Annotated in this window: 18 protein-coding genes; 3 read left to right on the forward strand and 15 right to left on the reverse strand. The window is 67.0% G+C overall.

Annotated features, from left to right (window positions below):
* Positions 1-4: 4 nt before the first annotated feature.
* Positions 5-730 (reverse strand): TorF family putative porin, encoded by a 726-nt coding sequence (locus C722_RS0120350; RefSeq protein WP_026083989.1) that lies wholly within the window; start codon positions 728-730, stop codon positions 5-7.
* Positions 731-1,195: 465 nt separating this feature from the next.
* Here C722_RS0120350 and C722_RS26790 point away from each other — a divergent pair, with 465 nt between their 5' ends.
* Positions 1,196-1,327: a hypothetical protein gene (locus C722_RS26790; RefSeq protein ID WP_256204554.1), complete on the forward strand. Its 132-nt coding sequence runs from the start codon at positions 1,196-1,198 to the stop codon at positions 1,325-1,327.
* A gap of 82 nt (positions 1,328-1,409) precedes the next feature.
* On the opposite strand, the gene C722_RS0120360 is transcribed toward C722_RS26790, so the two are convergent.
* From C722_RS0120360 to C722_RS0120380, 5 genes are all read right to left on the reverse strand, one after another.
* Positions 1,410-2,174, reverse strand: a complete 765-nt coding sequence (locus tag C722_RS0120360; RefSeq protein ID WP_017642288.1) for an ABC transporter ATP-binding protein — start codon at positions 2,172-2,174, stop codon at positions 1,410-1,412.
* A gap of 34 nt (positions 2,175-2,208) precedes the next feature.
* Positions 2,209-3,321, reverse strand: a complete 1,113-nt coding sequence (locus tag C722_RS0120365) for a succinylglutamate desuccinylase/aspartoacylase family protein (protein WP_017642289.1) — start codon at positions 3,319-3,321, stop codon at positions 2,209-2,211.
* Between the two features lie 37 nt (positions 3,322-3,358).
* Positions 3,359-4,069 carry an ABC transporter permease gene (locus tag C722_RS0120370; RefSeq protein ID WP_007158912.1) on the reverse strand — a complete coding sequence of 237 codons (711 nt, stop codon included), beginning with the start codon at positions 4,067-4,069 and terminating at the stop codon, positions 3,359-3,361.
* A complete protein-coding gene (locus tag C722_RS0120375; protein ID WP_007158911.1) occupies positions 4,066-4,806 on the reverse strand; it encodes an ABC transporter permease in 741 nt (246 codons plus the stop codon). Before C722_RS0120375 ends, C722_RS0120370 begins: the two co-directional genes overlap by 4 nt.
* Positions 4,807-4,908: 102 nt before the next feature.
* The gene (locus tag C722_RS0120380) at positions 4,909-5,688 is read right to left on the reverse strand and encodes a transporter substrate-binding domain-containing protein (RefSeq protein WP_017642290.1); all 780 of its coding nucleotides are present in this window, start codon (positions 5,686-5,688) and stop codon (positions 4,909-4,911) included.
* Positions 5,689-6,039: 351 nt separating this feature from the next.
* On the opposite strand from C722_RS0120380, the gene C722_RS26325 reads away from it, so the two are divergent.
* Positions 6,040-6,180 (forward strand): hypothetical protein, encoded by a 141-nt coding sequence (locus C722_RS26325; protein ID WP_017642291.1) that lies wholly within the window; start codon positions 6,040-6,042, stop codon positions 6,178-6,180.
* Between the two features lie 3 nt (positions 6,181-6,183).
* On the forward strand, positions 6,184-6,669 hold the full coding sequence (locus C722_RS25505; protein ID WP_017642292.1) for a hypothetical protein: 486 nt from the start codon (positions 6,184-6,186) through the stop codon (positions 6,667-6,669).
* On the opposite strand, the gene C722_RS0120395 is transcribed toward C722_RS25505, so the two are convergent.
* The 9 genes from C722_RS0120395 to C722_RS0120435 form a co-directional block, all read right to left on the reverse strand.
* The gene (locus C722_RS0120395) at positions 6,609-7,712 is read right to left on the reverse strand and encodes an FUSC family protein (protein WP_020380533.1); all 1,104 of its coding nucleotides are present in this window, start codon (positions 7,710-7,712) and stop codon (positions 6,609-6,611) included. The genes C722_RS25505 and C722_RS0120395 overlap by 61 nt on opposite strands.
* A gap of 3 nt (positions 7,713-7,715) precedes the next feature.
* On the reverse strand, positions 7,716-9,437 hold the full coding sequence (locus tag C722_RS0120400; protein ID WP_017642293.1) for an ATP-dependent DNA ligase: 1,722 nt from the start codon (positions 9,435-9,437) through the stop codon (positions 7,716-7,718).
* A complete protein-coding gene (locus C722_RS0120405) occupies positions 9,434-10,453 on the reverse strand; it encodes a ligase-associated DNA damage response exonuclease (protein ID WP_017642294.1) in 1,020 nt (339 codons plus the stop codon). Before C722_RS0120405 ends, C722_RS0120400 begins: the two co-directional genes overlap by 4 nt.
* Before the next feature lie 61 nt (positions 10,454-10,514).
* Positions 10,515-11,261: a uroporphyrinogen-III C-methyltransferase gene (cobA, locus tag C722_RS0120410; RefSeq protein WP_026083990.1), complete on the reverse strand. Its 747-nt coding sequence runs from the start codon at positions 11,259-11,261 to the stop codon at positions 10,515-10,517.
* A gap of 241 nt (positions 11,262-11,502) precedes the next feature.
* Positions 11,503-12,303, reverse strand: coding sequence for an ABC transporter ATP-binding protein (locus C722_RS0120415; RefSeq protein WP_017642296.1), 801 nt, complete (start codon positions 12,301-12,303; stop codon positions 11,503-11,505).
* 12 nt (positions 12,304-12,315) lie between these two features.
* Positions 12,316-13,161 carry a nitrate ABC transporter permease gene (ntrB, locus tag C722_RS0120420; protein WP_017642297.1) on the reverse strand — a complete coding sequence of 282 codons (846 nt, stop codon included), beginning with the start codon at positions 13,159-13,161 and terminating at the stop codon, positions 12,316-12,318.
* 29 nt (positions 13,162-13,190) lie between these two features.
* Positions 13,191-14,516, reverse strand: a complete 1,326-nt coding sequence (locus C722_RS0120425) for a CmpA/NrtA family ABC transporter substrate-binding protein (protein ID WP_017642298.1) — start codon at positions 14,514-14,516, stop codon at positions 13,191-13,193.
* A gap of 290 nt (positions 14,517-14,806) precedes the next feature.
* Complete coding sequence (locus C722_RS0120430) at positions 14,807-16,051, reverse strand: nitrate regulatory protein (RefSeq protein ID WP_017642299.1); 1,245 nt, start codon at positions 16,049-16,051, stop codon at positions 14,807-14,809.
* Between the two features lie 63 nt (positions 16,052-16,114).
* Positions 16,115-17,785: a bifunctional protein-serine/threonine kinase/phosphatase gene (locus tag C722_RS0120435; RefSeq protein WP_017642300.1), complete on the reverse strand. Its 1,671-nt coding sequence runs from the start codon at positions 17,783-17,785 to the stop codon at positions 16,115-16,117.
* Positions 17,786-17,809: the final 24 nt, after the last annotated feature.

Genomic DNA, 17,809 nt, shown 5'->3' on the forward strand with positions numbered 1-17,809 from the left:
GTGTTTAGAAGAAGGGGTGAGAGGCCTTGAGCATCAGGGCGCTGTCGCAATAGGTGTTGTGGCCCGAATACACCGAGCAGTCGGCGCCTCTCAGGCTGGTGCCGCTGTAGGTCAGGTTGAATAGGGTGTTCACCCATTTGCGACTCAGATTCACCGACCAGTCATTGAAGCTGCGTACCATGCCGCCGCTGTCGAGGGTGGTGGGCATGTCCAGCACATAGTTGGTGTACTTGAGCGAGACCCCGGTCTTGATCAACGGCAGGGTACCCAGGTCGGCGTAGAGCGAGGCGTTCTGGCGTCCAGGGTCATTGGCAAAGGCTGCGCCCAGGCGCTTGCCATAGACGGTCATGCCGGAATACAGCTCACGGCTGGGATCGACGTTCTGGATCAGGTTGCTGTAGTTGATCACACCCAGTTCGTAGCCGTAGCCGGGCGCGAAGCGATGCTTGTAGCCCGCATAGGTATCCATCTCCAGCAGGGGCGCTTCTGCGGACGAGGCGTTGTTGGTCGTCCACTGGCCGAAGTACAGACCGCTGTCATGGGTGAGATCGAAGCCGCCGCCCATGCCGGCGGAGTTCGGCGCGACCAGGCCCTGAGCCATGCTGCGGGACGGCGCCGTGCTCATCTTCAGAGCGAAATCCCCCACCTCGCGCTGCATGCCCCAGCTGGCCGCCATCACCGGGCTGCCCAGGAGTCCGAGGACGAGAAATAGAGGTAAGGATCTGTTCATGGAAGCACTCCCGCCGTGCTGGTGACGCGCCTGATAGAAGTAATGGAGATAACAACAAGCAGGGAAAACATCGGAGTGCGGACACCCTGATGACATCGTTGTTATTGGATGAGGAACCGCGGCTAACCCGTTATCACTCTAGGATGATAACCAACGAAGGCAGCGTTTTTTCACCATTCGTCAGGTTTCGAGAGGTGGATTGAACTCGCCAAGCAGATCAAGACAGACAGATTTGTTATGGGTTCCAATAACAATCGGCATCTGGCCAATCAGTGACGTTTGCTAGCTGAAATCTCTGGCAGGCAGCCTGGAGACATACTTTCTGACAAAGCTCAGCCCTGTTGCGACGAACAACCGCAGCCCTGTGGATTGAATCGGTCGGTGAAGACTCAATATTGTGGAGGAGGGCAGCAAACCTTGCCCGCTGTAGCTGTCCCTGACTGAGCGCTGGCTCGAGGAGTTTCCATGAACGACCGTATACAAGCTCTGATGCTGGACCTGCTCGCCCGACTCGGCCTGGTGAAGGCCATCCCGATTCCCAGCCGCGAGCGCGAGCAGCTGGCTGCCCAACGGCGTCGCGCGCAGCAGCGTCGCTAAGCCTCCTCGGCAGCGGCGGGTGCGAACCTGGGTGGCTGGCGCCGCCTGGTTCGCACGGGGTCCCCAGGCAGGGACCCGAGGCCTACTTGAGATTGCCGCTGAGGAACTGGCGCAGACGTTCGCTCCGTGGACTCGCCAGTACCTCGCTTGGCGGACCTTCTTCCTCCACCACCCCCTGGTGCAGGAACAGCACCTGGGAAGACACCTCGCGGGCGAAGGCCATTTCGTGGGTCACCATGAGCATGGTGCGGCCTTCTTCCGCCAAGGCACGAATGACCTTGAGCACCTCGCCGACCAATTCCGGGTCGAGCGCCGAGGTGGGTTCATCGAACAACATGATCTCCGGTTCCATCGCCAGGGCGCGGGCGATGGCGACCCGCTGCTGCTGACCACCGGAGAGGAAGGCTGGATATTGGTCAGCCACGCGTGCCGGTAGACCGACCTTCTCCAGATAGGTGCGTGCACGGTCCTCGGCTTCCGCCTTGCCCACACCCAGGGCCTTGCGCGGGGCCAGGGTGATGTTGTCCAGCACGCTCAGGTGACTCCAGAGATTGAAATGCTGGAAGACCATGGCCAGGCGCGTGCGTAGATTCTGCAACTGGGCGGCATCGGCCACCCGGACGGCGCCGCGATCCTCGGCCATGCGGACGGGCTCGCCGTCCAGGGTCATGGTCACGGCGTTGGGCTGCTCGAGGAAGTTGATGCAGCGCAGGAAGGTGCTCTTGCCCGAGCCACTGGCGCCGATCAGGCTGACCACATCACCGGTCTTGGCCTTGAGCGAGACGCCCTTGAGCACTTCGTGGTCGCCGTAACGCTTGTGCAGGCCTTCGACGGTCAGTTTGTACATGGATAGGGATTCCACAGCTGAAAAGGGGTAGGGGTCACGGCGAGAGCAGGTAGCCGCTGCGATAGGCCTCGGTGCCCGCCACGTGGGCGATCACCATGCCAGCCGTGGCCATGCGGCGATTGGAGCGCGCATAGAGGATGCCAGCGACGGCGCTGCGGACCTCCTCCATGCGATCGCTGATGGGGTCGATGACCTGCGCCAGCACCTGACCGACCTCGATGCGCTCGCCTACCTGGGCCTTGAGTACCAGCACGCCCCCCTGGGCGCTCGCCACGGGCTCGACCGCCGCCAGGGGCGTGGCCGGTTGCAGCAGGGGCGGCAGCGGTGCGGCGACGCCGCTCAGGAAGCCCTGATGACGTAGGTAGTTGACGATGGCCTCGGCGTCCGCCGCGGCGAGTTCGTCGCGCACGTCCAGCTGGCCGCGCAGTTCCAGGGTCACCGACAGGCTGCCCAGCGGCAGCCGCTCGCCGAAGCGCTGATGGAGATTCCACCAGAGCAGGGTGAAGCATTCGTCGAAGGACTGGCCGCCCGAATCGGTGGCGAGCAGGCTGGCTTCGGAACCGAAGTAGCGTGCCAGCGGCTCGACCTGGGGCCAGGCTTCCGGGGTGGTGTAGAGATGGGCCACGGCGTCGAAGTCGCAGTGCAGGTCGAGTACCACCTCGGCGTCGCAGGCCAGGCGCTGCAGGGTCAGGCGCTGACTGTCGAGCTGGGTGGTGGCGGATTCCGCGGCCAGGGCCTCGCGGAAGGCCGCGCGGACCAGGGCCTGGTTGGCGGCCACGTCATCGCCGAGGCGCTCGGCGATGACCGTCTCTACTTGGGCGGTCATGTCGCGGAAGCGGCGATTGAAGTTCTGCCCCGTCTCCAGCTCGTAGCGACCGAGGTGGACGTCGGCGACCTGCTGGTCCTGGCCGATGGGGTTGGCTACCGGCACCAGCACCACTTCCGCCAGGAGTTCACCGGCGGCTTCCAGCGCCTTGAGGCGCTGCTTGAGGTGCCAGGCGGTGAGCATGCCGGGCAATTCATCGGCATGCAGCGAGGCCTGGATGTAGACCTTGCGACCGCTGTCGGCGGGGCCGAAGTGGAAGCTGTGGATGCAGCGCTCGGTGCCCGGGACCGGGGCGACCAGCGGATGGCTGAGATGGCGCATGACAACTCCGGGGCCGCGCCGGGCGCGGCCGCTTGGGTCAGTGGGTCGGGCCGAGGAAGGCCAGCCAGCGGCGCTCCGCCAGGCGGAACAGGCCGATCAGGATGAAGGACACCGCCAGGTACAGCAACGCGGCCAGGCCGAAGGCCTGGAAGGTCAGGAAGGTGGCGGTGTTGGCGTCGCGGGCGATCTTGAGCAGGTCCGGCACCGTGGCGGTAAAGGCCAGGGTGGTGGAGTGCAGCATCATGATGACCTCGTTGCTGTAGAACGGCAGCGAACGGCGCAGCGCCGAGGGCAGGATAACGTGCACATAGAGGCGCCAGCCGTCCAGGCCATAGGCCTTGGCCGCCTCGACCTCGCCATGGGGGGTGTTGCGGATGGCCCCGGCAAAGATCTCGGTGGTGTAGGCGCAGGTGTTCAGGGCGAAGGCCAGGATGGTGCAGTTCAGGCCGTCGCGGAAGAAGCTGCCCAGCATCGGCTGGTCGCGCACGAAGCCCAGGCTGTAGATGCCGGTGTAGCAGATCAGCAGCTGCAGATAGAGCGGGGTGCCGCGAAAGACGTAGGTGTAGAAGCCGATCGGCCAGCGCAGCCAGCGACGCTCCGAGACCCGGGCCACCGACAGCGGCACCGAGACGATGAAGCCGATCACCACCGAGGCCACCAGCAGCCAGAGGGTCATGGCCAGGCCGGTGATGTGGTAGCCGTCGGTCCACAGCAGCGGTTTCCAGTATTGCTGCAGGAGTTCGATCATCGCTTGGCCTCCCGCACGCCGACGTGATAGCGCCGTTCCAGCGCCCCGAGGATGGCGTTGGTCACGGCGGTGATGAGCAGATAGATGACGCCGGCGACGATCAGGAAGTAGAACAGCTTGAAGGTGCCCTTGCCGGCCTCCTGGGAGGCGCGGACCAGATCGGCCAGGCCGATGATGGAGACCAGCGCGGTGGCCTTGAGCAGCACCTGCCAGTTGTTGCCGATGCCGGGCAGGGCGAATCTCATCATCTGCGGAAAGGTGATCAGGGTGAAGGTCTGCCAGCGGGTCAGGCCGTAGGCCAGGGCCGCTTCGCCCTGGCCGCGTGGCACGGCGAGGATGGCGCCGCGAAAGGTCTCGGTGAAGTAGGCGCCATAGATGAAGCCGAGGGTGGCGATACCGGCGGCCATGGGATCGATGTCGATGTAATCCCAGCCCATGTAGTCGGTGAGGGCGCCCAGCCAGTTCTGCAGGCTGTAGAAGATCAGCAGCATCAGCACCAGATCGGGCACGCCCCGGATCAGGGTGGTGTAGCTCTGGGCAATGAAGCGCAGGGGCGCGAGGCGCGACAGCTTGGCCGAGGCGCCGAGCAGGCCGAGGATGACCGCCACGATCAGCGCGAAGCCGGCGAGCTTGAGGGTCGTCAGGGTGCCTTCCAGGATCAGCGGGCCGTAGCCATGCAGGCTGAGCGTGCCCAGTCCGATGGACTGCAAGAAGGAGTCGAAGGAATTCTGCTGCATGCGTCTTGGGAGAATCGCCTGGTGAGGCCGCGGGCGCCACGAGCGCCAGCGGTCATACGTAAAACGCCCCCGGTGGCACCGGGGGCGTCTGCCGAACCGACCTTACTTGGGATCGTAGAGGTTCAGGTCGCCGAAGTACTTCTTCTGGATCTTGTCGTAGGTGCCGTCGGCGTGGATGGCCGCGATGCCCTTGTTGACGAAGGTCTTGAACTCGTCGTTGCCCTTGCGGATACCGACGGCGGTATCGGCCGGCAGCAGCTCGTCGTGGATGGCGGTGTTGGTGTAGCCCTTGCCCTGGGGCGACTTCATGAAGCCACCTTCGGCCTGCAGCATGTCCTGCATGGCGACGTCGATACGACCGGACACCAGGTCGGCATAGACCTGATCCTGGTTCTGGTAGCTCTGGACGTTGACGCCGTTGGGCGCCAGCTTCTGCTTGGCGAAGGTTTCCTGGATGGTGCCCTGCTGCACGCCGACGGTCTTGCCCTTCAGGCTTTCCGCGGTGGCCTGCAGGTTGGCGCCTTCCTTGGTGACCATGGAGGAGGGACCCGACCACAGCAGGTCGGAGAAGTCGATCTGCTCGGCACGCGCCGGGGTCTTGGTCAGCGAGGACAGGATGCCGTCGAACTTGCGCGCGCGCAGGCCGGGGATCAGGCCGTCGAAGTCACTCACCACCCACTTGCACTTCACTTCCAGCTTTTCGCAGATGGCGTTGCCCAGCTCGATGTCGAAGCCGACGAAGCTGCCATCGGCGGCCTGGGATTCGAAGGGCGGATAGGTGGTATCCACACCGAAGCGGATCTCTTTCCATTCCTTGGCCATCGCCGAACCGGCGGCCAGACACAGGGCGAGCGCAGAGAGAGTCAGCCAGCTTTTTTTCATGTCGGATCCTAGTGCGAATGTGGATGAAATCATGGCGCCAGTACGACGCCCGTGCCCTCGCGGGAGCAATAAGCTTACCAGTCGGCGAAGATCGTCCCAAATCTGTACGCGGTTGCCGCGTTGGTTACATCCTGTAGCAGCCGACCCAGCCAAACGGCGCGCATTATGCACCGGAAAGGCGCGGCTTTCCTGCCCGGGGCGGACGAACGCACTGCTTTGGGTCTAAAAAGATACGCGTGCGCCAAAGGTGGGCAGAAAGGTAGCAGAAGACCCGATTCGATAAGACATCGTATCTGCTCGGTAGCAATAGCGGCGTGCGGCTGTGTGCAAAGGAAACGGGAGCGAGGCGAGATGACCTGTCGGGAAAAGGCGATGACCGCTGGCGTGCTCTACCTGGTTGAGATCAACGACCGCCACGGTCTGCAAGACTGCGGCTTTCTGCCGCGACCGTTGGGAACGGGGCTGCACAGCTACCACAAGGCCCTGGGCTAGCCGGTGGCGAGCGGCCTGGGCAGGCTACTGGCGCTGATCGCCCTGGCCGCGCTCTATGGGGCGCTGCATGATCAGGTCAGCTATGGCCTGGGTCCGGATTACTTCACCTGCCTGAAATTTCCGCAATTCGGCCTGCTCGACACGGCGCTGGCGCCGCGTTGGCGAGCGGCCAGGGTCGGCCTACAGGCCGGTGCGGTGGCCGGACTGCCGCTGGGCCTGGCGCTGCTCTGGCTGGCGCGCGGGCGGCCTGCCGGTGACCGCTATCTCTGGCGCGGCAGCGCGGCCGTGCTGCTCGGGGCACTGGGCTGCGCCCTGCTGGGCCTGGGCCTGGGCTGGCTCGCCGTGGAGCTGGGCAGCGTCCTGCGGGTGCCGGCCTGCGTACAGGACCGCGGAGGTTTCCTGCTGGCGGCCTGGATGCACGCTGGCAGCTACCTGGGCGCCTTGCTGGGGTTGCTGGTGTTCGCCTGGCGCAACCGACGTCGCCGCTGAAGGCGGGCGAGTCCTCGTTCGACGCCGGCTTCCAGCGCCAGAAAGAGCAGGGCGACCGCGCCGCCGAGCAGGGTGCTGCCGATCCGTTCGCGGGCGATGCTGGCCTCGGGCGCGCCGGCCAGGGCAACCATCAGGACCGTGGTGCCGGTGATGAACAGCGTCTGCAGCGAGTAGCGCCCGTCCTGCAATAGATAGGCGCCCGCCGCGCACAGCAGGCAGGCGCCGGCCAGGACGGCAGGGGTGTCATCGAGCCAGACCACCGCGCCTGCCAGCAGGCAGCCGGCTAGGGTGCCGACCAACCGGCCGAGGCCACGCCGCCAGGTGTCGCCCAGGCGCGGCTTGAGCACCAGCAGCGCGGTCATGGGCGCCCAGTAGCCGTGACCGTACTCCAGCAGGCCGGTCAGGGTCTGGCAGAGAGCGACCACGGCGGCGGCATAGAAGCCGTAGCGGCCAAGGCGAAACCTGTCCGCGAACAGCACCACGACCTCGTGGAGGTGGGCCTTCAGGGAGCCGGTGCGCAGCCGCCATTGGGAGCGGTAGAGCGCCTTTTGCACCAGGGCGAAGAGCAGCAGTTGCAGCAGCCCGCCGCCCAGTACCAGGCCGCCCCGCAGCAGCGCCTGCTGCAGGTCACCGGGAAAGCCGCCGGCCACCAGCAGGGCCACCGTCCATTGCTGGGTGATCCACCAGGGGCCGTTGCCAACGGCGAACAGCCAGGCGCAGCAGGCGGCCCAGAGGGCGCCGGCCAGGACCAGCGCCGGCAGCTGATGACCCAGCAGGGAGCCGACCACGGTGGAAAAAGCCATCCCCAGCGCCGCCACCAGCATCGGTGCCAGGGGTTCGGCGGCAAAGCTCTTGTAGGCGCCGAAGCCAACGGTATAGGCGCCGCCCAGGGCCACCACGCAGGGCAGCCAGGCAGCCGTCCAGCCGCCGACGAGCAGGATGATCGCCAGCGCCGGCAGGCAGGCGAGCGCCAGGGCCCAGCGCGGTTCCCGCGGGGCCCCTATGGCGCCATCGGCGACCGGCGGCGCGGTCTGACCGGCCATGGGCTAGGCCAGCAGATTCTGCAGGATGTCGAGGGTGTCGGCTTCGGCCACCGGCTTGTCGTGGCGCCAGCGCAGCATGCGCGGAAAGCGCACCGCGACGCCGCTCTTGTGGCGCTTGGACAGGGCAATGCCCTCGAAGCCCAGTTCGAACACCAGGGTCGGCTCGACGCTGCGCACCGGGCCGAACTTCTCCACCGTGGTGCGCCGGACGATGGCGTCCACCTTGCGCATTTCTTCGTCAGTGAGGCCGGAGTAGGCTTTGGCGAAGGGCACCAGGGTCCGTTCGCTGCTCTCCGGCGGACCGTCCCAGACGGCGAAGGTGTAGTCGGAATAGAGACTGGCGCGCCGCCCGTGGCCGCGCTGGGCATAGATGAGCACCGCATCCACCGAGAAGGGATCGACCTTCCACTTCCACCAGGTGCCCATGTCCTTGGTACGGCCAACGCCATAGAGCGAATCCTGGGCCTTGAGCATCATGCCTTCGACGCCCAGGGTGCGGGAGGCCTCGCGCTGGCGGGCGAGGTCCTGCCAGTCTTTGCCGTGCAACAGGGGCGAGGGTCGCAACAGCGGGCTGGCGCAACGCGCCACCACCCGCTCCAGCTCGGCGCGGCGCTGGCGTTGCGGCTGGCTGCGCAGGTCGTGGCCCTGCCATTCCAGCAGGTCGTAGGCGAGCAGGATGACCGGCACGTCTTCGAGGATCTTCTTGCCCAGGGTCTTGCGGCCGATGCGCTGCTGCAGCAGGGCGAAGGGTTGCACGCCGAAGGGGATGGGCGCGGCCGGATCGCGGCCGTCCTGCTGCTCGCTCACCTCTTCGCTGCTGAGCAGGGTGTCGGGTGCGGCGTCTTCCTTCCAGACCACGATCTCGCCGTCGATCACGGTGCCATCGGGCAGTGACTCCGCGAGGGGATGCAATTCGGGAAAGCGATCGGTGACCAGGTCTTCGCCCCGCGACCAGATCCACAGCCGACCGTCGCGCTTGACCAACTGGGCGCGGATGCCATCCCACTTCCATTCCACCTGCCAGTCCTCGGCCGGCCCCAGTTGCGCCTCGAACTGCTCCACCGGCAGTTGCAGGGCGTGAGCGAGAAAGAAGGGATAGGGCTGGCCGCCGCGCTGGGCGTGCTCGTCCGGACTTTCCGGGGCGACCAGGCGGGCATAGCCCTCGGCGGTGGGACGGTGGGAGAGATCGGTATAGCCCACCAGGCGCTGGGCGACGCGCTTCGGATCGAGGTCCGCCAGTGTGGCCAGGGCACGGGTCACCAGCAGCTTGGAGACACCGACACGGAATTCGCCGGTGATCAGCTTGATGCAGACCATCAGACTCTGGCGATCCAGCTCGCCCCAGAGCGGCGGCAGGCGCTCGGCCAGCTCTTCCGGCGGCAGCCCGCGCAGGGGGAGCAGGTATTCCTCCAGCCAGAAGGCCAAGCCTTCGGCATTGGCGGCATCGGCGGTGGGGATAAGCAGTGCCATGGTCTCGGCCAGGTCGCCGACCGCCTGGTAGCTCTCCTCGAACAGCCATTCGGGCAGGCCGGAGAGCGCCATGGTCAGCTCGCGCAGCTGGCGCGTTGGCACCAGGCGCCGGGGGCGGCCGCCGGCGAGGAAGTACACCGCCCAGGCGGCATCCGCGGCCGGGGCGCTGCCGAAGTAGTCCACCAGGGCGGCCAGCTTGGCGTTGCTGGAGGTGGTGGCGTCGAGACGGCCATAGAGTTCGGCGAAGGCCTTCATGCCTGGGCCTCCGTGGCGACTGGGGTGTCGTCTTCCTCACCGTATTCGGTGGTGAAGCCCTGGGCGTCCAGGCCCTGGTCGCGCAGGTAGCGCACCAGGGTGGCGACCGAGCCATGGGTGACCATCACGCGCTCGGCGCCGGTCTGCTCGATGGCCCACAGCAGGCCCGGCCAGTCGGCATGGTCGGAGAGCACGAAGCCGCGATCCACCCCGCGCCGGCGGCGGGTGCCGCGCAGCATCATCCAGCCGCTGGCGAAGGCGTCGCTGTGCTCGCCGAAGCGGCGGATCCAGGTACTGCCCCCGGCCGAGGGCGGGGCGATGATCAGCGCCTGGCGCAACGTGGGATCGCTCTTCTTGAAGTCGCCGGCGTAGTGGGTCTCGGGAATGCGGATGCCGGCCTCGCGATAGACCCGGTTGAGCGGCTCCACCGCGCCATGGGCGAGGATGGGGCCGATCTCCGGATCCAGGCCGTGCAGCAGGCGTTGCGCCTTGCCGAAGGCATAGCTGTAGAGGACGCTGGCCAGCCCCTGGGCCTGGTTGGCGCGCCACCATTGGTTGACCTCGGCAAAGATCTCGGCCTGGGGTCGCCAGCGATAGATCGGCAGGCCAAAGGTGGATTCGGTGATGAAGGTATGGCAGCGCACCGGCTCGAAGGGGGTGCAGGTGCCATCGGGTTCGACCTTGTAGTCGCCCGAGGCCACCCAGACCTCCCCGCGATACTCCAGGCGCACCTGCGCCGAGCCCAGCACATGGCCGGCCGGATGGAAGCTCAGCCTGACCCCGTGGTGGTCGATGACCTCGCCGTATTCCAGGGTCTGGAGGTTGATGTCGGCCCCCAGTCGGGCGCGCAGGATGCCGGCACTGCCCGATGTGGCGAGATAGTGACCGTTGCCTACCCGGGCATGGTCGCCGTGGCCATGGGTGATGACCGAGCGCTCCACCGGATGCCAGGGATCGATGTAGAAGTCGCCGGGCGGGCAATAGAGGCCGTCCGGGCGGGCGATGACGAGGTCCATGGGCGCCGCTCTGCTGGGGGATTACCCATAGGAACGGCGGCTGGGCTCCGGAGTTCGCCGCTCAGGCCTGGGCGGCGAAGCTCAGGGCCTGTTGCAGGGCGGCCTGGCCGACCACCTCGCCGATCACCAGGATCGCCGGACTGCGCAGCTGGAAGAGCGCGGCGTCCGCCTGCAGATCCTGCAGGGTCGAGCGGCACTCGCGCTGGCTGGGCAGGGAGGCGTTCTCGATCATGGCCACCGGGGTGGTCAGGGCCAGACCGCCGTCCAGCAGGCCCTGCTGGATCTCGGCCAGGCGGGCCACGCCCATGTAGACCACCAGGGTGGTGCCGGTGGCGGCCAGGGCCGGCCAGTTGGGCGCACTGTCGTCCTGGGTGTGGGCGGTGACCAGGGTCACGCCTCGGGCTACGCCTCTCAGGGTCAGGGAGATGCCGCAGGCGGTGGCGCCGGCCAGGCCGGCGGTGATGCCGTTGACGATCTCGCTGCTGACGCCACGGGCGGCCAGCCATTCGGCTTCCTCGCCGGCGCGACCGAAGATGCAGGGATCGCCGCCCTTGAGCCGGGCCACGCAACGGCCCTGGCGGGCATAGCGCAGCATCAGTCGATGGATGAAGGCCTGGGGCGTGGAGCGGCAACCGCCGCGCTTGCCGACGCGGATCACCCGGGCGTTCGGACAGTGTTCGAGCACCGCCGGATTGACCAGGTCATCGATCATCACCACCTCGGCCTCACCCAGGGCGCGCACGGCCTTGAGGGTCAGCAATTCGGGATCGCCGGGGCCGGCACCGATCAACCAGACTTTCCCGCTCATGTAGTGACCTCTCGTATCCAGGGTGGCGACTGTAACGCAAAAAAAAGGCGTCCCGCTGCAAGCAGCTGGGACGCCTTTGTCCGGAGGGTCTTTCCTCGCCGTTGAAGAAAGACCTAAGTTGTCTGAGGATTTGCAGGCTTCGTGCCAGTTGCCCCAGCGAGACAAATCCCGGGTTTGTGCGCGCGGGAGACCGCAAAATCGCCCCGTTTCGAGGCGTGCTGCCTCGAAACGGGGCGAATCATCAGGCTACGGCACCGGGGTGGCTGTGCTTCTCGTAGAGGAAGCTCAGCACCGCGTGGCGATAGCCGTTGTAGCGGGGATCGTCGACCAAGGTGATGCGATCGCGCGGCCGCGGCAGGTCGATGGTGAGGATCTCGCCAATGGTGGCCGCCGGGCCGTTGGTCATCATGACGATGCGATCCGAGAGCAGCACCGCCTCGTCCACGTCGTGGGTGATCATCATCACGGTGTTGCGCAGTTCGCTCTGGATGCGCATCACCTCATCCTGCAGATGCGCCCGGGTGAGGGCGTCCAGGGCGCCGAAGGGCTCGTCCAGCAGCAGCACCTTGGGCTCCATGGCCAGGGCCCGGGCGATGCCGACCCGCTGCTTCATGCCACCGGAAATCTCGCTGGGTCTTTTGTGCAGGGCATGGCTCATGTTGACCATTTCCAGGTTGTGCAGCGTCCAGGCATGGCGCTCGGCCTTGCTCTTGGCGCCCCTGAACACCTTGTCCACCGCCAGGGCGACGTTCTCGTAGACCGTCAGCCAGGGCAGCAGCGAGTGGTTCTGGAACACCAGGCTGCGCTCCGGACCAGGACCGCGGACCTCGCGGTTCTCCAGCAGGATGGAGCCGGAGGTGGGTTCGATCAGGCCGGCGACGATGTTGAGCACCGTCGACTTGCCGCAGCCGGAGTGGCCGATGATGGAGATGTACTCGCCGCGTTCGATCTTGAGATTGACGTCGCGCAGCACCGTGGAGGTCAGGCCGTTGCGGGTGAAGCTCTTGTCGACGTGTTCGATGCTCAGGTAGGGCTGGGCCATGGTGGGAGTCCTCTAGTTCGCGGTGCCGCGGGTGACCAGCCGGCCGATGAGGGCCACCAGCCGGTCGAGCAGGAAGCCGATGACGCCGACGTAGACCAGCGCCAGGATGATGTCGCTGATGCGCGAGGCGTTCCAGGCATCCCAGATGAAGAAGCCGATGCCCACGCCACCGATCAGCATCTCGGCGGCGATGATGGCCAGCCACGACAGGCCCACGCCGATGCGCAGGCCGGAGAAGATGTAGGGCGCGGCGGCCGGCAGCATGATCTTCTGGAAGTATTCCCAGCCATTCAGGCGCAGGACGCGCGCCACGTTGCGGTAGTCCTCTGGGATGTTGCGGATGCCTACCGAGGTATTGATGATGATCGGCCAGATGGCGGTGATGAAGATGACGAACAGCGCCGAGGGGTGGCTGTCCTTGAAGCCGGCCAGGGACAGCGGCAGCCAGGCCAGCGGTGGCACGGTGCGCAGGACCTGGAACAGTGGATCGAGGCCGCGCATGGCCCAGGCCGACTGGCCCACCAGCACGCCCAGGGCGATACCCACCACGGCGGCCATCAGGTAGCCGTAGGCGACGCGTTCGAGGCTGGCCAGCAGTTGCCAGGCCATGCCCACGTCATTGCCGCCGTTGTCGTAGAAGGGCTGGGTGATCAGCTCCCAGGTGTCGTTGACCACCTGGCTCGGCGGCGGCAGGGCCGCGCCGGGGCGACTGCACAGCAGTTGCCAGACGATCAGCAGCAGGGCGCCCACCACCAGCGGTGGCAGGCCATTGCGCAGCACCTGCTGGCCGAAGCGACGCAGACGGGTTTGCGGACGAAAGGTCGCGAGGGCCTTGGGCGGCCGGGTGTGGGCGTTCATCGGCGGCACTCCTTGAGGGATGGTGGACGTCAGGCCTTGAGCGTCAGGCTGGCGAGATAGGCCTTGGGATCGGCGGGGTCGAACACCTTGCCGTCGAAGAAGCTTTCCTTGCCGCGCGAGTTGCTGGCGGGAATGTCGCCGGCCGGGACACCGATGGCCGCCGCCGCTTCGCGCCAGAGATCGGCGCGGTTGACCTTGGCGATCAGGCCCTGGGCATCCAGGTCGCCGGGTAGATAGCCCCAGCGCTGGTTCTCGGTGATGAACCAGAGGTCGTGGCTCTGGTAGGGGAAGGAGGCATGCTCGTTCCAGAACTTCATCAGGTGCGGACTGTTCTGCACCACCCGGCCGGTACCGTAGTCGAAGGTGCCCTGCAGGCGGCCGACTACGTCCTCGGCGGGCGCGCCGATCCAGCGCCGCTTGGCGCAGATCTCGGCGACCTTCGGCTTGTTCGCCGCCACGTCGCAGTATTGCTGGGCCTCCAGTACCGCCTTGAGCAGCGCCACGGTGGCCTTGGGATTGGCCTGGACATAGTCGCCGCGCAGGGCCAGGGCCTTCTCGGGGTGATTGGCCCAGAGCTCGCCGGTGGTCAGGGCGCTGTAGCCGATGTTCTGCTTGATCAGCTGGGCGTTCCAGGGCTCGCCGACGCAGAAGGTGTCCATGTTGCCGACCTTCATGTTGGCGACCATCTGCGCCGGGGGCACCACCAGGGTGGTGATGTCCTTGTTCGGGTCGATACCGTTGGCTGCCAGCCAGTAGCGAATCCACAGATCATGGGTGCCGCCCGGGAAGGTCATGGCGGCCGAGGTCTTCTTGCCAGCGGCCTGGCGCGCGGCCAGGGGGGTCTTGAAGCCGCTGGCGTCTAGGCCGACCTTCTGCTCCTTGTAGTCGTTTGACAGGGAGATGCCTTGGCCGTCGACGTTCAGCCGCGCCAGCAGCGCCATGGGCAGCGGCTGGCCGTTGGGGGTGATCTTGCCGGAGGCCAGGTGATAGACCATGGGGGTGAGGATGTGGGCGCCGTCGATGCCATTGGCCGCCGAGCCCAGCACCAGGTTGTCGCGGGTGGTACCCCAAGAGGATTGCTTGAGCACCTCCACCTCGGTCATGCCGTACTTGGCGAACAGCCCGAGCTCGTCGGCGACGAACAGCGGCGCCGCATCGGTGAGGGCGATGAAGCCCAGTTTGGCCTTGGTCGTCTCCACGGCATCGCTGCCGGAGGCCCAGGCGGCGGACCTCAGCCCGGGTGGCAGCAGCGTGAGCGCGGCGCCAGCGCCCAGTACGCCGAGCGACTGCTTGAGGAAACTGCGGCGGGGGAGTCCGCGACCGGCCTGGTCATCGTTACGCGAGCTGTCGTCCATCGTCCTTCCTTATTTCGCGGGCACAAAAAAAGGCATCCACTCTCGGCAGGCTTGGGCTGCGAGCGTGGACACCTTCGTCCGGGGATTGCTGTGGGAGCGCATGGCGCTCGCCAGGGCTTCTGCAGGGACTGTGCCAAGCCCGGAATCCCGGGCGATCCAGGCCTTTTACGGTTCCTGGGCGCACAGTCAGGGGGCGTTCCGCTGGCGGGGTGCGCCCTGGCGGCGCATGGAAGGTGCCGAACGGGCCCAGGCAGTACGATGGCCAATACTGATCGATGAATAGTACCGACCTAGGGCTCCTGGCCGAGTAGCTGCCGGACCAGTTCGGGCAGCGGTCGGCCACTGCGCATCGCCAGTCGCTGCAGATGCTGGTGGGCGTCCGCCTCCGGCAGTTGCAGTTGCTGCATGAGCTGCTGCTTGGCGCGCTCCAGCAGCTTGCGCTCGACCAGGGAGCGGCGGGTTTCCTGAAGCTCCGCCTCCACCTCATGCAGGCGTCGGGTCTGCTCGTGCAGCAATTCGAGGATGCCGGGCTGACCTTCGCCTGGCCGGGCTTCACCCAGCGGATTGGCGGTCAGGCTGAACAGCAGTGGCGTGCTGGGCTCGCGGTCGAGCTCGGCCAGGCGGCGGGACAGCTTGCGATGGCTGTCCAGGTCCGCCCGGGCCTGGGCGATGCTCTTCGCACAGCGCGCGCGGAGCTCCAGGACCAGGTGCTGGGCGACCTCCTGCATGGCGTCCAGGCGGCGGGTATTGAGTTCGAACCAGATTTCGGCCAGCGCCGGCTCCACCTGGGCACTCGCCGAGGTGCGCTGGGCGACGCCGCGCAGCCGTTCGATCTGCTGCCGCGAGGCGCACTCCTGCACCCCGTGCCAGAGGACCAGGGCCTGGGGATCGGCATGGTCGAGGAAACCGGCGAAGCAACGGGCCTGGCCACTGTCCAGGTCGTCGAGACGGGCCAGCAGCACGGCATCGAAATGACCCTGGGCGAAGCCGACCACGCCGGTCGCCCGGGCCTGGCCCGCCAGTTCCTTGCCCTGCATGAAGTTGAACAGCGCCACCAGGGCCCGGCTGAGACCCGGGTCGCTCGCCGTGTCGGCCGCCTCGAAGATGACCGCCAGCAAGCCACCGATCAGGTGCGAGAAGGCCGCGGTGGCCTCTTCCATCCCCAGGCGCCGGTCGAGCACGCCGCGCCTCAGGCCCGGCAGGCCATCGAGCAGGTGCAGGACACAGGCGATGCGATTGAGCAGGCGCGGGCGATCCTGGGCCAGGCTGGCGTCGAAGGTGTCCAGGCCTTCGCGCAGGCGCGTCTCGCTGCAGCGCGTCGTTGCCGAATGCCGTTCCAGGGCGCTGCGATAGCGATCGCTACCCGTCCCCAGCAGGATATTGCTGAAGCCGCGCTCGCGCTGCAGGTCATGCACCAGCGCGCTGGCGTCCTCCACCAGCTCGCAGGTCAGGGCAAGACCCTCCAGTTGCTGCAGTTCGCAACGGCGGGCCGCCAGCATGAAACGCAGGGCAGGGGGCATCTGGCGATCGGACATGGGGCGAGACTCGAACAGGAGGCTGGCCAGTGGCCTGCAAAAGCTGCTCCAGACCGGGACGCCTCAGTGGCGATAGAGCCACAACAGCCCGAGCACCAGGTTGGCCAGAAGCGACAGGGTCGCGACCACCTGCCAGGTGCGCAGCGGATCGCGGTGCAGCAGCGGCAGAGCGCGGACTGCCGGCTGCCGCTCGCCCTGCTCTAGCAGCAGCAGGGCTTCTTCCGCGGTTTCGAAGCGCTCGGCGGGGTCGACCGCCACGGCCCGCTGCAGCCAGTCGTCGAGCCAGGCCGGTACATCCGGACGCCGGCGCAGGGCACTGGCGGGCGTGCCGAAGCGTGGGCGCTGGAAGGGCTCCACCTCGCCGTAGGGATAACCATCGGTCAGCAGTTGATAGAGGGTCACCCCGGCCGCATAGAGGTCCTGGGCGGGACTCGGCTCGGCGCCTTCGAAGGATTCCGGGGCCCGGTAGCTGGGGGTGCCCGGACTGTCCTGCAGATCCTGGGACAGTTGCGGACAGTAGGCCAGGCCGAAGTCCAGCAGGCGCAGTTCGCCGTCTTGGCCGCGGTGCAGATTGTCCGGCTTGATGTCGCGGTGAAGGATGTTGCGTCTGTGCAACTGGCCGAGCGCACGCAACAGGCGCGAGGCGACGTCCAGCCAGTCGGCCAGGGCCAGGGGCCCGTCGCCGGTCAGTTGCTGCGCCAGGGTGCGCCCCGGATATTCGCGCTGCACGAAATAGAGATGGGCGCGCCGTGGCAGCGGATGCACCTCGACGAAGGCGCGGCCGGCGACGCGCCGCAGGAACCACTCCTCCATGAGCAGGGCATGACCGGCCAGAGTGTCGAATTGCAGCGCCGCGGGCAGGGTCTTGAGCAGCCAGGGGCGGCCACCCTCGTCGGTGACCCGGTAGAGCAGCGATTGCCGCGACTCGGCCAGGCGCTCCACCACCGTCCAGCCCTCGAAGGCCTGGCCAGGCTTCAAGGCAGGCAGCGGCGGCCAGGTGTCGGCATTGGCCAGGGTATCGGCCAGGGAGATGTCCGGCAGGCGATCGACCCGCACCAGCAGGGCGCTGGCATTGTCCTGGCCGCCGGCATGCAGGGCGCCAGCCACCAGCGCCTGAGCGGTGGCGTCCAGATCGCTGACGCAGTCGACGAGGATGCGCCTCATGCTGTCTTCGCCCAGCGCGGCCCAAACCCCATCGCTCACCAGCAGCAGGGTTTCGCCGGCTTCCAGTTCGCCTTCGCGAAAATCCACCACCAGGTGGTTTTCCAGCCCCAGGGCGCGGGTCAGCACATGCTGCATGCCGGCCTGCTGCCAGACGTGGTCGACGGTGAGACAGGTCAGCCGACCGCCATGCCAGCGATAGGCACGGCAGTCGCCGACATGGGCCAGGGTGTAGCGCCGCCCGCGGATCACCAGGGCGGTAAGGGTCGTCAGCAGTGGCTGGCCATTGCCGGCGGCCTGCAGCCAGCGATTCTGCGCCAGCAGTAGCCGTTCCAGGGCCTGGGCCACCGGCCAGGTCTCCGGCGTGGAGTAGTAGTCCTGGGCCAGGGCCTGGAGCGTCGCGCGCGCGGCCAGGCCACCGTCCGGACAGCCGCTGACGCCATCGGCCAGGGCGAACAGATGTCCCTTGGTCGCCGCCAGGGCCGCACTGGGCTGGACGCTGCGCAAGGCGTCCTGGTTTTCCTTGCGCGGACCGGTCGCGGTGGCTTCGGCAAAGGCGAGTTCTAGGGGCATGGAAGGGGCGCCGGCAGGGAGGGG

This window comes from Pseudomonas sp. 313 (assembly GCF_000316965.1).
Taxonomy (GTDB): Bacteria; Pseudomonadota; Gammaproteobacteria; order Pseudomonadales; family Pseudomonadaceae; genus Chryseomonas; species Chryseomonas benzopyrenica.

Coding starts and splice junctions, on each gene's coding strand:
- C722_RS0120415 (WP_017642296.1), bottom strand. CDS start 12,303: ATGGCCCAGCCCTACCTGAGCATCGAACACGTCGACAAGAGCTTCACC.
- ntrB (WP_017642297.1), bottom strand. CDS start 13,161: ATGAACGCCCACACCCGGCCGCCCAAGGCCCTCGCGACCTTTCGTCCG.
- C722_RS0120425 (WP_017642298.1), bottom strand. CDS start 14,516: ATGGACGACAGCTCGCGTAACGATGACCAGGCCGGTCGCGGACTCCCC.
- C722_RS0120380 (WP_017642290.1), bottom strand. CDS start 5,688: ATGAAAAAAAGCTGGCTGACTCTCTCTGCGCTCGCCCTGTGTCTGGCC.
- cobA (WP_026083990.1), bottom strand. CDS start 11,261: ATGAGCGGGAAAGTCTGGTTGATCGGTGCCGGCCCCGGCGATCCCGAA.
- C722_RS0120435 (WP_017642300.1), bottom strand. CDS start 17,785: ATGCCCCTAGAACTCGCCTTTGCCGAAGCCACCGCGACCGGTCCGCGC.
- C722_RS0120350 (WP_026083989.1), bottom strand. CDS start 730: ATGAACAGATCCTTACCTCTATTTCTCGTCCTCGGACTCCTGGGCAGC.
- C722_RS26790 (WP_256204554.1), top strand. CDS start 1,196: ATGAACGACCGTATACAAGCTCTGATGCTGGACCTGCTCGCCCGACTC.
- C722_RS0120430 (WP_017642299.1), bottom strand. CDS start 16,051: ATGTCCGATCGCCAGATGCCCCCTGCCCTGCGTTTCATGCTGGCGGCC.
- C722_RS0120370 (WP_007158912.1), bottom strand. CDS start 4,069: ATGATCGAACTCCTGCAGCAATACTGGAAACCGCTGCTGTGGACCGAC.
- C722_RS0120360 (WP_017642288.1), bottom strand. CDS start 2,174: ATGTACAAACTGACCGTCGAAGGCCTGCACAAGCGTTACGGCGACCAC.
- C722_RS0120365 (WP_017642289.1), bottom strand. CDS start 3,321: ATGCGCCATCTCAGCCATCCGCTGGTCGCCCCGGTCCCGGGCACCGAG.
- C722_RS0120405 (WP_017642294.1), bottom strand. CDS start 10,453: ATGGACCTCGTCATCGCCCGCCCGGACGGCCTCTATTGCCCGCCCGGC.
- C722_RS0120375 (WP_007158911.1), bottom strand. CDS start 4,806: ATGCAGCAGAATTCCTTCGACTCCTTCTTGCAGTCCATCGGACTGGGC.
- C722_RS0120400 (WP_017642293.1), bottom strand. CDS start 9,437: ATGAAGGCCTTCGCCGAACTCTATGGCCGTCTCGACGCCACCACCTCC.
- C722_RS26325 (WP_017642291.1), top strand. CDS start 6,040: ATGACCTGTCGGGAAAAGGCGATGACCGCTGGCGTGCTCTACCTGGTT.
- C722_RS0120395 (WP_020380533.1), bottom strand. CDS start 7,712: ATGGCCGGTCAGACCGCGCCGCCGGTCGCCGATGGCGCCATAGGGGCC.